This window comes from Kocuria sp. CPCC 205297 (assembly GCF_040981035.1).
Lineage (GTDB): Bacteria > Actinomycetota > Actinomycetes > Actinomycetales > Micrococcaceae > Kocuria > Kocuria marina.
Genome location: NZ_JAVKPY010000001.1, coordinates 242306 through 255202, shown reverse-complemented (window position 1 = coordinate 255202; position 12897 = coordinate 242306). Strand labels below are relative to the sequence as shown.

Genomic DNA, 12897 nt, shown 5'->3' with positions numbered 1-12897 from the left:
GGGGCTCCGCCGTGGCCGCGATCACGCTCCGGGGCAGAAGGACGCCAGCAGCGCGGGGTCCGCACCGGCGGGGCACGGCTCGAAGGTGAAGATCACCATGGTGCCCAGCAGGATCACGAAGCCCGAGGCCACGAAGAGCAGCACCTTGAGCCAGAAGCGGGTGGTGTTGCGATCGGCGTAGTCGTCGATGATGGTGCGGATACCGTTGGTGCCGTGGAGCATGGCCAGCCACAGCATGACCAGGTCCCAGACCTGCCAGAACGGGTTGGCCCACTTGCCGCCCACGAATCCGAAGTCGATCGCGTGCACGCCGTCCCCCACCATGAGGTTGACGTAGAGGTGACCGAACACGAGCACGAGCAGCACCACGCCCGACATGCGCATGAACAGCCATGCGATCATCTCGAAGCTGCTGCGGGACGAACCGGCGCGGTTGTACTTCACGCCGTCCACCTGAAGGTCCCGGCTGCGGGGGACGCTGATCTTGGTCTTGAGAGGAGTGCTCACGGAATTAACCCCCGAAAACGACTGAGAGGTGACGGATGAGGAACGGGATCATCACGATGACCCAGAGGGCGATGACGCCCCAGAGCAGACCCTTCTGGTTCTTGGTCCCGCCCTTCCAGAAGTCGATCAGGATGATGCGCAGGCCGTTGAAGGCGTGGTAGACGATCGCGGCCACGAGGCCGGCCTCGCCGAGACCCATCACGGGGTTCTTGTAGGTCGCCATCACTGCGTTATACGCCTCGGGGGATACACGCACGAGAGCGGTGTCGAGGACGTGGACCAGCAAGAAGAAGAAGATGGCCACGCCGGTAATACGGTGGGCGACCCAAGACCACATGCCGTACTGGCCGCGGTAAAGGGTGCCCCTGGTTGAGTTCGCCACGGAATGTCCTCCCTGTGTCGCTCGTCGTCGTGCGCACCGAAGAATGGTCGAAGAAAAAGGCAGCGTTCTCGCGCGAGTGCACGGCGATGGCGGAGCCCTGGCTGGCTCTGTCATGGATGATGCGGTAGTTCTCGTCAAAGATACCAGCCCCCCGCACATTTCCTGACAACGTGTCTGCAAGTGTGCCCCCCGGAATAGCGCGGAATTAGCGCATTGTTCTGTGTCTGAATCGGCTCCGGCCGTGCGCCGTCCGAACGCCCCGCGAGCGGCCGTCAAGCGGCCCCCAAGCGGCCCGTGATACGCGCCCGAGCGGCCCCACGACCTCCGTGCGTAGGGTCCGCCGGCGACGTCTCACGGGGCCTTCGAGGGACCCTCTCGCCCGGGTGCGGGGTCGGGCCCGCGAAGGCTCACGGGAAGTCCCCGTGGGCCGGCCGGCCGCGTCGTGGGTGGGCACACCCGGCCCGTGTGCGGCCCGTACCCCGGGATGTCACGGGTGACGCATCCAGGGCCGCCGGGGGAGGGGGCCGTACACTGACCGTCGTGACTTCGCCATTGCAACGTTTCCATCCGTTCATCCCCGCGGGCGGGGTGGGTTCACGGCTGTGGCCGCTGTCCCGTGCGGATGCCCCCAAGTTCCTGCTGGACCTCACGGGCTCCGGCTCGTCCCTGCTGCGGGCCACCTTCGACCGGCTCGCGGGCCTGTCCGCCGGCCCGGTCATGGTCGTGACCGGACGCTCTCACGCCGGGGCGGTGCAGGAACAGCTGCCCGAGCTCACGGCGGACGACCTCGTGCTCGAGCCGTCCCCCAAGGACTCTGCGGCGGCGATCGGCCTCGCGTGCACGCTCATCGAGCGCCGCGACCCCACCGCGATCATCGGTTCGTTCGCGGCGGATCACGTGGTGGAGCCCGCCTCGGCGTTCCAGGAGGTCGTCAAGGAAGCGGTGCGGGCGGCGGACACCGGACGCATCGTCACGATCGGGATCACGCCGTCGTCGCCCGCCACGGGCTTCGGCTACATCAAGGCGGGGCAGTCCCTGGGACTCGATCAGGCACCCCACGCGCTCGCCGTGGAACAGTTCGTGGAGAAGCCGGACGAGGAGACCGCGCGCGCTTACGTGGCCAGCGGGAAGTACACGTGGAACGCGGGCATGTTCGTGGCGCCCGTGGGTCTCATGCTCTCCTACCTGCGCCGCAGCGAACCCGAGCTCGCGCGGGGCCTGGACCGAATCGCGGACGCGTGGGAGACCCCCGAGCGGAACGCCGTCGTGGACGAGGTGTGGCCCACCCTGACCAAGACCGCGATCGACTACGCCGTGGCCGAACCCGCCGCCGCGGCCGGGGACGTGGCCATGGTCCCCGGGGACTTCACGTGGGAGGACGTGGGGGACTTCGCGGCGATCAACCGGCTCAACAAGGTGGACCCGCGCACGGACGCGCCAGTGTCCATCCTGGGCCAGAACAACCGTGTGCTCACGGACGAGTCCTCCGGGATCGTCGTGTCCGACACGGGGCGGTTGATCGCGCTGATCGGCGTGGCGGACATCGTGGTCGTGGACACCCCGGATGCCTTGCTGGTCACCACGGCCGAGCACGCGCAACGGGTCAAGAACGCGGTGGACTCCCTCAAGCGCAACGGCGACACGGACGTCCTGTGAGCCCCGCCGCCGCCCGCGCTGAATCACCGCGCGGGGTCACGGCGGTACTGTGACACACATGTTGGATCTGCCTCTGCCGTCCGCCGACGACATCGGACTGCCCCCGGCCATCGGCCCCCTGCTCTCGCACTACCTCCCGGACCTCGTGCGCTTCCGCCGGGACATCCACAAGCACCCGGAACTGTCCTACGAGGAGTACCGCACCACGGACCGGATCGTGCACGCCCTCGAGGCCGCCGGGTTGCACCCCGTGCGCTTCGAACGCACCGGGTGCTACGTGGACGTGGGCCGCGGACCCGTGATGGTGGGCCTGCGCGCGGACATCGACGCCCTGCCCATCCTTGAGGACACGGGCCTGGACTACGCGTCCGTCAACGAGGGCGTGATGCATGCGTGCGGTCACGACATCCACACCACGGTCATGCTCGGGGTGGCCCGCGTGCTCGCCGACGTGCACCGTTCGTCCCCGTTCGCGGGCACCGTGCGCGTGGTCTTCCAGCCGGCCGAGGAGAAACTGCCCGGCGGCGCCCTGACCATCATCAAGGAGGACGTGCTGGCCGGCGTGCCGCGGATGTTCGCCCTGCACTGCGAACCCAAGGTGGACGTGGGCCAGGTAGGCACGCGCATCGGGGCGATCACCTCGGCGTCGGACACCATCCGGATCGAGCTGTCCGGACGCGGCGGGCACACGTCCCGCCCGCACCTGACCGAGGACCTGGTCTACGCGATGAGCCAGATCGCGATCAACGTGCCCGCGGTGCTCTCCCGCCGCGTGGACGTGCGCTCCGGGGTGGCTGTGGTGTGGGGTCAGATCCACGCAGGTGTGGCACCCAACGCGATCCCCATGTCCGGTTTCATGTCCGGGACCATGCGCTGCCTGGACGCGGACGCGTGGTCGCGCGCCGGGGACATGCTGGACGAGGTCGTGGAGCAGGTGGCCGCACCGTACGGCGTGAACGTGGACCTCGAGCACATCCGGGGTGTGCCGCCGGTGGTCAACGGCGAGACCGAGACCACCCTGCTGGAGATCGCCGCGCGAGCGGAGCTGGGGGAGGAGAGCATCCTGCTGGTGGAGCAGTCCATGGGCGGGGAGGACTTCGCATGGTTCCTGCAGCACGTCCCCGGCGCCATGATGCGCCTGGGGACCCGGGCTCCCGGCGGCCGAACCTACGACCTGCACCAGTCCGACTACGCCCCTCAGGAGGAGGCGATCGGCTGCGGCGTGCAGGTCATGGCCTCCACGGCGTTGCGCGCCATCCGCTTGCGCGTGCGCGAGCTCGCGGGCGCCACGACGACGCCGCACGCCCCGCAGCCCTGACACGCCCGCGGTGAGCGTACTGCTGGGTACTTCCGGGGCTACACTGAGCTGACCTATGACCCGTCTCACTGCACGGGTCACCGCCCGGGGGCACGGGCCGGTGACCCGTGCACTGTGTTCCCGGGTCACGACCCACATCTGATCCCAGCCCGACCGGAGGACCTCATGACCACTCGACGCTTGCGCACCCTGGGGACGCTTGGCCTGGCCGGGGTCACCGGCCTGGTCCTGGCGGGTTGCGGTGCCGCCCCGGACAACGCCGGCGACAGCAGCGCCCAGGCCTCCGACTTCAAGGGCTGCATCGTCTCCGACGACGGCGGTTTCCAGGACCGTTCCTTCAACCAGAGCTCCTATGAGGGCCTCAAGGCCGCCGAGGAGCACAAGGGCATCCAGATCAGCCAGGCCGAGTCCCAGTCCGAGACGGAGTTCGAGCCCAACCTGACCTCCATGGCGCAGCAGGGCTGCAACCTCACGGTCTCCGTGGGCTTCCTGCTCGCGGACACCACCAAGAAGGTGGCCGCGGCCAACCCGGAGAAGCACTTCGCGATCGTGGACGACAACTCGATCAAGGCGGACAACGTCAAGCCCATCGTCTACAACACCGCCCAGGCGGCGTTCCTGGCCGGGTACCTCGCGGCGGGCACGTCCGAGACGGGCAAGGTCGCCACGTACGGCGGCATGGACATCCCCACCGTGACCGTGTTCATGGACGGTTTCGCGGACGGGGTGAAGTACTACAACGAGAAGAACAAGGCGGACGTGCAGGTCCTCGGGTGGAACAAGGACTCCCAGAACGGCACGTTCCTGAGCTCGTTCCAGGACTCTTCCAAGGCCAAGACCGTCACGCAGAACCTCATCGGCGAGGGTGCGGACGTGGTCCTGCCCGTCGCCGGCCAGGCGGCCCAGGGCACCGTGGACGCCGTGACCGAGGCCAACCGCAGCGGCAAGAACGTCCGGCTGATCTGGCCGGACACCGACGGCTACGAGACCCTGGACGCCGGCAAGGAGTTCCTGCTCACGTCCGTCCTCAAGGAGATGTCCACCTCGGTCGAGGACGTCGTGACGCAGGCCGCGGACGGCAACTTCGACAACACCCAGTACGTGGGCACGCTCGAGAACGGTGGTGTGGGCCTGGCCCCCTACCACGACCAGCAGGACGAGGTCAGCGAGGACCTCGACAAGCAGGTCCAGCAGCTCAAGCAGGACATCATCGACGGCAAGGTCACGGTGCAGTCCAAGAACGCCCCCACCGCCTGAGCGGGCGGGCCCGGCAGGAGCAGAACAGTGCAGTTGAAACTGACGGACGTCACCAAGAAGTTCGGTGACTTCACCGCCAACAACCGTGTGAACCTCACGGTGGAACCACATCAGATCCACTGTTTGCTCGGTGAGAACGGCGCGGGCAAGTCCACGCTCATGAACGTGCTGTACGGGCTGTACGAGCCCACGTCCGGCACGATCGAGATCGACGGCGCGCCCGTCAGTTTCTCCGGCCCCGGCGATGCCATGGCGGCCGGGATCGGCATGGTGCACCAGCACTTCATGCTGATCCCGGTCTTCACGGTCGCCGAGAACGTGGCCCTGGGTCACGAGAACACGCGCGGGATGTCCCTGGACCTGGAGACCACCCGGGCCCGGATCCGGGAGATCTCCGAACGCTACGGCTTCGCGGTGGACCCGGACGCCGTGGTCGAGGACCTGCCCGTGGGCGTCCAGCAGCGGGTCGAGATCATCAAAGCCCTCGTGCGGGACGCCAAGGTGTTGATCCTGGACGAGCCCACGGCCGTGCTGACCCCCCGGGAGACGGACGAGCTGCTCGAGATCATGCGGCAACTGCGGGACAACGGCACGTCCATCGTGTTCATCTCCCACAAGCTGCGCGAGGTCCGGGCGGTGTCGGACGTGATCACCGTGATCCGCCGCGGGGAAGTGGTCGGACAGGTGGGCCCTGAGACGTCCACGGATGAGCTCGCGGCGCTCATGGTGGGCCGTGACGTCTCCCTGACCGTGGCCAAGGACACCGCCCACACCACCGGTACCTCGCTCGAGGTGCGCGGGCTCACCGTGGTGGGGGACAACGGCGTCGTGCTGCTGGACAATGTTGACTTCGACGTCGCGCCCGGCGAGATCCTGGCCGTGGCCGGTGTGCAGGGCAACGGACAGACCGAGCTCACCCAGGCCCTCGTGGGACTCGAGGAGCAGGTGAGCGGTTCCGCGCGCCTGGACGGACAGGAACTCGTGGGGCTGCGCACCCGGGAGATCCTGGCCAGCGGTGTGGGTTTCGTGCCCGAGGACCGTTCCACGGACGGGCTCGTGGGCACCTTCACCGTGGCCGAGAACCTCGTGCTGGACCGCTACCGGGAACGGGAGTTCGCGGCGGGACCGTCCCTGCGCCTCGGTGCGATCAGTGGGCACGCCGGCTCTGAGGTGAACGAGTACGACATCCGCACCGGATCCGTGGACTCTCCGGTGGCCACGCTGTCCGGCGGCAATCAGCAGAAGGTCGTGATCGCCCGCGAGCTCGGGCGGCCCCTCAAACTGTTCGTGGCGTCCCAGCCCACGCGCGGTGTGGACGTGGGATCCATCGAGTTCATCCACAAGCGCATCGTGGCCGAGCGGGACAAGGGCACCGCGGTGCTCATCGTGTCCACCGAACTGGACGAGATCTACGCACTCGCGGACCGCATCGCGGTGTTCTTCCACGGTCGCCTCATGGGTATCGTGGGCCCGGACACCCCGCGCGAGGCCCTTGGGCGCATGATGGCCGGTGAGCCCGCGGACAGCGTGCTGCCGCCCGCGCCGTGGGATCACTCGCACGACGACGGCGGGTCCGCCGCGGCAGCCACCGACCGGTCCCCGGCGGGTGCCCCCGCGGGCGGCTCGACGGCCGCACCCGCGACCGCTCCCGCTCACGCGGGCGACGCCGCTGCCGTCACCCTGGATGGTGACGGCCTCGATCCCGGCGCCCACCCCACCGACCGAACCACCGACCGACCCGAGGGGAACCGCACGGCATGAGCGCGTCCACCGCACCGGCCACCTCCGATCAGGTCTCGGCCCCGCCACCCACCGAACTCTCCGCCGAGGACCCGCGCCGCACCCTGCTGGGCTCCACCCTGCAGTCGGTGCTCGCGGTCGTCGTGGCGCTGATCCTGGGCGGGCTGCTGATCGCAGTCACGGACGAGCGCGTCCGCCAGGCCGCCGGGTACTTCTTCGCCCGCCCCGGCGACACGTTCTCCGCGATGTGGCGAGCGGCCTCGAGCGCGTACATCGCCATGTTCTACGGCGCGGTGTACAACCCCAACGGCAGCACGCTCGCGGACCGGTTGTACCCGCTGACCGAGACCCTGACCGTGGCGACCCCCCTGATCCTCGCGGGTCTGGGCGTGGCCCTCGCGTTCCGGGCCGGGCTGTTCAACATCGGCGCCCAGGGACAGATCCTGATCGGTGCCACGCTCGCGGCGTGGGTCGGTTTCGCGTGGCAGTTGCCCGTGGGACTGCACCTGCTCGCCGTCGTCGTCGCCGGCGCCGCGGGCGGTGCCGTGTGGGGCGGGATCGTGGGACTGATCAAGGCGCGCACGGGCGCGCACGAGGTCATCCTCACGATCATGCTCAACTACGTGGCCCTGAACCTCGTGGCGTGGTTGCTCACGCTGCCGGGGTTTCAGCGCGAGGGCTCGTCCAACCCCATCAGCCCGCCCGTCGCAGACACCGCGATGTTCCCCAAGCTGCTGGGTGACCACTTCCGGTTGCACTGGGGCTTCGTGGTGGCCGTGCTGGCCACCGTGGCCGTAACGTGGCTGCTCAACCGTTCCACCGTGGGCTTCGAGCTGCGCGCCGTGGGAGCGAACCCCCGCGCCGCGCGTACCGCGGGCATCTCCGTGACCCGCGGGTTCGTCGTCGTCATGCTCCTCGCCGGCCTGTTGGCCGGGCTCGCGGGTACCGCGCAAATCGCCGGTACGGAACACTCGCTGACCTCGGGCGTGGCCGCGTCCTTCGGCTTCGACGCGATCACCGTGGCCCTGCTCGGCCGCTCGCGCCCGTGGGGGACGTTCTTCGCGGGCATCCTCTACGGGGCCTTCCGCGCCGGTGGCGTGACCATGCAGTCCATGACGGGGACCAACATCGACATCGTGCTGGTCGTGCAGTCCCTGATCGTGCTGTTCGTGGCGCTGCCCCCGCTGTTCAAGTTCGCCACCCGTCGCTCGCAGGAGGCCGCCGCGTGAGTACCGCTATCACTTCGCAGCCCTCCGGTCCTACGTCCGGATCCCCGGAGCCCGCGCCCGAAGCCTCTCTGGCCACCTCCGCCGCGAACCGCGCCGTGGGTGTGCGGACCCTGCGGCCCGCAATCGGCCTGGGTGTCCTGGCGCTCGTGTCCCTGATCGTCTTCGCGCTGAACGCCTCCGGGCAGAGCGTGGACTTCCGGTTCTCGAACGACGGCGATGCCATCCGCCTGCCCGACGTCTCCGTGCCCTCCGCCCCCTACGGTTGGGTGGTCACGATCGTGCTCGCCGCCCTCGCGGTGTACGCGGCCGTGCAGGCGCGCAAGCTGCCGCGCTGGGCGGTGATCGTGGCCGGTTTCTTCTTCGTGACCGGGTTCCTGGTGTGGATCGTGGGCACCGCCCAGACGCCCAGCATCTCCATCACGGCGTTGCTCGCCGGGTCCGTAGCACTCGCCACGCCGCTCGTGTTCGGTTCCCTGGGCGGTCTACTGTGTGAGCGCTCGGGCGTGGTGAACATCGCGATCGAGGCCCAGCTGCTCTTCGGTGCGTTCTCCGCCGCGGTCGCCGGGACCGTGGCCGGCAACCCCTGGGTGGGTCTGCTCGCGGCGATGCTGGGAGCGGTGCTGGTCTCCGCCGTGCTCGCGCTGTTCGCGATCCGCTACCGCGTGAACCAGGTGATCGTGGGCGTGGTGCTCAACGTGCTCGTCTCCGGCCTGACCGGGTTCCTCTTCGCAACCGTGCTCGAGCCCAACGCCGCGTCCTTCAACGCACCGGACCGCTTGCCGCACGTGCGCATCCCGGTCCTCGCCGAAATCCCCGTGGTGGGTCCCGTGCTGTTCGACCAGTCGGTGATCGGCTACATCATGTACCTCGCGGTGATCGTGGTGTGGTTTGCGCTGTACCGGACCCGATGGGGTCTGCGTACCCGCGCGGTGGGGGAGCACCCCAAGGCCGCGGACACCCTGGGTGTCTCGGTGAATGCGCTGCGCGTGCGCAACGTGCTGCTGGGCGGTGCGGTGGCCGGTCTGGGCGGGGCGTTCTACACGCTCGTCTCGGTGTCCGCCTTCACACGGGACATGACCGCGGGCGCCGGGTACATCGCCCTGGCCGCGCTGATCTTCGGTCGCTGGAACCCCGTGGGTGCGCTGCTCGCGTCCCTGCTGTTCGGTTTCGCGTCCAACCTGGAATCCATCCTGTCCTTCCTGGGCACCCCGGTGCCCAGCCAGTTCCTGGCCATGCTGCCGTACGTGGTCACGATCCTCGCGGTGGCGGGTCTCGTGGGCCGTTCCCGCGGCCCGGCCGCCTCGGGCGAGCCGTACACCAAGGAATGACGCGCACCGCGGTACGACGACGCCGCCGCGTGCGCCGCTCGCATGGCCACGCGGCGTCGTCGACCGGTGGTGCAAACGCGAGACCGAGCAGTTCCGGAACCGAGCAATCCTGACGTTCGAGCGACGAGGAGAGGCAACGATCATGAGTGGCACCCGCAACCCGGTGGACGAGGCCACGTGGCGCGAGCTGCAGCGTGCCGCCACGGACGCCCTGGCCCACTCCTACTCGCCGTACTCCCGATACCCGGTGGGGGCGGCCGCACTCGTGGACGACGGCCGCGTGGTCACGGGCGCGAACATCGAGAACGCGTCCTACGGGGTGACCCTGTGCGCCGAGTGCTCCATGGTGAGCGCGCTGTTCATGTCCGGCGGGGGCAAGCTCGTGGCGTTCGTGTGCGTGGACGGCCACGGGGAGGTGCTCATGCCGTGCGGGCGCTGCCGGCAGCTGCTCTACGAACACCGGGCCCCGGGGATGGAACTGCTCACGGTCAGTGGGGTGCGCAGCATGGACCAGGTGCTCCCGGACGCCTTCGGGCCGGAGAACCTGTAACCGGGGCGGAGCGACGTCGAGCCCGTCACGGACCGGCGCACGGGCCCGGTTCCCGGTATCCGTGGAGCCCACGCCACCTATACTTTGCAGGAAACCAAGCCCGGCTCTGGAAGGGAAACGAACACGTGGGTCTGAGAGATCTGTTCCGCAGCAAGAAGAACGACACCCCGACACCCCAGCCGGCTCCCGGCGCTCGCCCCGTCGACCCCGCGGCCGCTCCCCAGAGCGCGCAGGGCGCTCCCGAGGCACCGCAGCAGGCGCTGGAGAACGCGCCGCGTCGTCATGATCCGGACGCAGTCGCCCTGCCGGAGTCCGGTGCGCTGCGCAACCTCGTGGAGCTGTTGCTGTCCCGCGGCGCGGACCGTGCGCGGCTGACCCTCGTGCAGTCGGGCAACATCATGACGCACCAGACCCGCCAGGCCGTCGGGGACGCCCAGGACGAGGTCGAGAACGGCACCGTGGACCAGGGCTCGCCGCTGTTCGACGACGTCGCGGATCTCTACACCCAGGCCATGAACACCCCCGTGGGGCCGTGGCGTCAGCTGGACCTGATCGCCGCCACCCCGCACGACGGGCAGCGCGAGATCACCGTGACCTACGACTTCCCCAACGGAGAGTCCCGCACGGAGCAGTACGTGCACGGCGCCCCGGCGGAGGCGTCGCAGCATGCCCCGGTGGCCGGGGCCCCCGTCGTCGACGGCGCGCTCGCCGAGGACTCCCGGCCCGCCGCCGGGACAGTCCCGGCCGACACCACCCAGGGCGACGACGACGCCGTGCGGGTGGTGCCCGAGCACGGGCCGAGCGAACCCGTCGAGGACGGCGAGGTGCTCACGGCCAGTGACGCGGCCCCGGTCGTGCAGGACGAGTCCCTCGAGACGCCCGCGGTGGCCGATCGGGATGCCGCCGAGCTCACGGCGCAGCAGGAAGAGGCCGAGCAGCTCCAGCGGTCGGAGCCGCTCGACGAGCGGGGACAGTTCGAGCAGCGGGAGTCGGCCCTCCACGCCGAGCCCGTCGCGCAGAGCACCGAGGATCGTCCCGAGGTGATCGACGCGACCGAGGAACGGGCCACCGAGAACGAGGAGTCCAGCCCCGAGGACCTCCCGGCCCACGTGGACGAGTCCGAGTTCGGCACGGAACCCGCCGAGAACCTCGTGTCTGCCGCCTCTGTGCAGGATGCTGAGGACGACCCCGCGAGCGCACCGCAGGTCGCGCTCGCCACGGACGTGGCGCCGTCGTACCGCGGGGCCGAGCCGGAGCAGGGACTCGACCCGGACGCGTTGGCCCCGGGCAACCTCGCGCTGACCACGGGTGACGTGGTCTCCCGCTTGGCGGACGCGCAGCGGCACCTGTTCGACTCCGAGGGCACCGCGCGGGACGTCTCCACCGTGTTGATCCGCGTGCGCGCTCTGGGCACGTACTACGACGCGCTGACCCACGTGCGCCTCAACGGGTTCTGGGATCAGCGTCCGACCTTCGAGCTGGTCCCGGAGGAACTGCTCAAGGTCCAGGAGCTCAAGGACGACTCCTACGTGGAAGGCTCCGGCGCACCGCTGGCCATGATGTTCCGCTTCCGCCCGGGCGTCCCGCCCGAGGTCACGTTCGACTACTCGGACGAGGAGGCCTTCGTGCGCTATGAGCAGCGCCTGCCGGGGCAGAACTACCTCGAGGAACTGCGGATGTACCCGCGCACCGGCTCCAACATCCCCGAGCACGTCAACGACGCCCTGCAGGACTGGAACTACTGATCCATGACGTCCCGCACCATTCCCGAGGCCCCCGCCCGCACCACGGACGGGGGCTTCGGGCCACACCGCCGGATCTGTCTGCACGATCACCTGGACGGCGCGCTGCGTCCGGCCACGATCATCGACCTCGCCGCCGGGATCGGTCATGAGCTGCCCGCCACGGACCCCGCCGCACTCGGTCGCTGGTTCCGGGAGAGCGCCAACTCGGGCAGCCTGGAGCGCTACCTGGAGACCTTCGCGCACACCGTGGCCGTGACCCAGACCGCGGACGCGCTGCGCCGGGTGGCCCGCGAGTACGTCGCGGACTGCGCGGCGGACGGGATCGTGCACGCGGAAGTGCGCTGGGCCCCGGAACAGCACGTGGCCGGTGGCCTCACGCTCGACGCCGCCGTGGATGCCGTGCAGGCCGGGCTCGCCGAGGGCGTGGCCGAGGTCAAGGCCGCGGGCGGTCACCTCTCAGTCGTGCAGATCCTGTGCGCCATGCGCCACTTGGACCGCTCTCTCGAGATCGCCGAGCTCGTGGTGCGCCGCGTACGCGCCGCGGCATCCGATCACGCGGCGTCGGACACCACGACGTCGCACGGGGGCGTCCCCGGCGAACCCGCACCCGGGTCCGTGGTCGCGTTCGACCTCGCCGGACCCGAGCGTGGTTTCCCGGCGTCGGATCACCGCGCGGCCCTGGACCTGCTCGCGGAGAACTTCATCCCCGTGACACTGCATGCGGGTGAAGCGGACGGTGCGGAGTCCATGGCGGATGCGCTCACCGCCGGGCGCGCCCTGCGCCTGGGTCACGGCGTGCGGTTGCTCAACGAGGACCCCGATGCGCGGTCGCCGCTGTCCCGGTGGATCCGCGACCGCAGGATCGCGCTGGAGGTCTGCCCGTGCTCCAACCTGCAGACCGGTGCGAGCGCGGTGTGGGGGGACGGCATCGCCCATCACCCGGCCACCCGGTTTCTGCGGCACGGCTTCGCGGTCACGATCTCCCCGGATAACCGGCTCATGAGCGACACCTCCGTGGGCAACGAGCTCGAGCTGTTGCGTGAGCAGGCGGGGTGGGACGAGGCCGATCTGGTCGCGGTGCAGCGCAACGCGGCCCGCGCGGCGTTCGTGCCGCGGGCCTATCAGGAATGGCTCGAACGCCACGTGACGGGTGAGGACGCATGACGGCGCCCGAGGAACCGACAC

At 69.6% G+C, this 12897-nt stretch carries 11 protein-coding genes; 9 read left to right on the top strand and 2 right to left on the bottom strand.

Annotated elements, in window-relative coordinates:
• Positions 1-21 precede the first annotated feature (21 nt).
• Together RF650_RS01235 and sdhC are read right to left on the bottom strand one after the other, a co-directional pair.
• The gene (locus RF650_RS01235; protein ID WP_035963740.1) at positions 22-507 is read right to left on the bottom strand and encodes a succinate dehydrogenase hydrophobic membrane anchor subunit; all 486 of its coding nucleotides are present in this window, start codon (positions 505-507) and stop codon (positions 22-24) included.
• Between the two features lie 4 nt (positions 508-511).
• Entirely contained in the window at positions 512-889 is a 378-nt protein-coding gene (sdhC, locus tag RF650_RS01230) for a succinate dehydrogenase, cytochrome b556 subunit (protein WP_082943437.1), read from the bottom strand.
• A gap of 540 nt (positions 890-1429) precedes the next feature.
• On the opposite strand from sdhC, the gene RF650_RS01225 reads away from it, so the two are divergent.
• The 9 genes from RF650_RS01225 to RF650_RS01185 all read left to right on the top strand — a co-directional run bounded on the left by RF650_RS01225 (position 1430) and on the right by RF650_RS01185 (position 12876).
• Positions 1430-2545: a mannose-1-phosphate guanylyltransferase gene (locus RF650_RS01225; RefSeq protein ID WP_098054915.1), complete on the top strand. Its 1116-nt coding sequence runs from the start codon at positions 1430-1432 to the stop codon at positions 2543-2545.
• Between the two features lie 58 nt (positions 2546-2603).
• Complete coding sequence (locus tag RF650_RS01220; protein ID WP_165489808.1) at positions 2604-3863, top strand: amidohydrolase; 1260 nt, start codon at positions 2604-2606, stop codon at positions 3861-3863.
• A gap of 165 nt (positions 3864-4028) precedes the next feature.
• Entirely contained in the window at positions 4029-5120 is a 1092-nt protein-coding gene (locus RF650_RS01215) for a BMP family protein (RefSeq protein ID WP_098054913.1), read from the top strand.
• A 27-nt stretch (positions 5121-5147) separates the two neighbouring features.
• Positions 5148-6881: an ABC transporter ATP-binding protein gene (locus RF650_RS01210; RefSeq protein ID WP_131333320.1), complete on the top strand. Its 1734-nt coding sequence runs from the start codon at positions 5148-5150 to the stop codon at positions 6879-6881.
• Positions 6878-8089, top strand: a complete 1212-nt coding sequence (locus RF650_RS01205; protein WP_131333319.1) for an ABC transporter permease — start codon at positions 6878-6880, stop codon at positions 8087-8089. Before RF650_RS01210 ends, RF650_RS01205 begins: the two co-directional genes overlap by 4 nt.
• Complete coding sequence (locus tag RF650_RS01200; protein WP_131333318.1) at positions 8086-9417, top strand: ABC transporter permease; 1332 nt, start codon at positions 8086-8088, stop codon at positions 9415-9417. The genes RF650_RS01205 and RF650_RS01200 overlap by 4 nt, the downstream gene beginning before the upstream one ends.
• 142 nt (positions 9418-9559) lie before the next feature.
• Complete coding sequence (locus tag RF650_RS01195; RefSeq protein WP_064847174.1) at positions 9560-9967, top strand: cytidine deaminase; 408 nt, start codon at positions 9560-9562, stop codon at positions 9965-9967.
• Between the two features lie 125 nt (positions 9968-10092).
• On the top strand, positions 10093-11712 hold the full coding sequence (locus RF650_RS01190) for a hypothetical protein (RefSeq protein WP_131333317.1): 1620 nt from the start codon (positions 10093-10095) through the stop codon (positions 11710-11712).
• A gap of 3 nt (positions 11713-11715) precedes the next feature.
• Complete coding sequence (locus tag RF650_RS01185) at positions 11716-12876, top strand: adenosine deaminase (protein WP_131333316.1); 1161 nt, start codon at positions 11716-11718, stop codon at positions 12874-12876.
• Positions 12877-12897 lie beyond the last annotated feature (21 nt).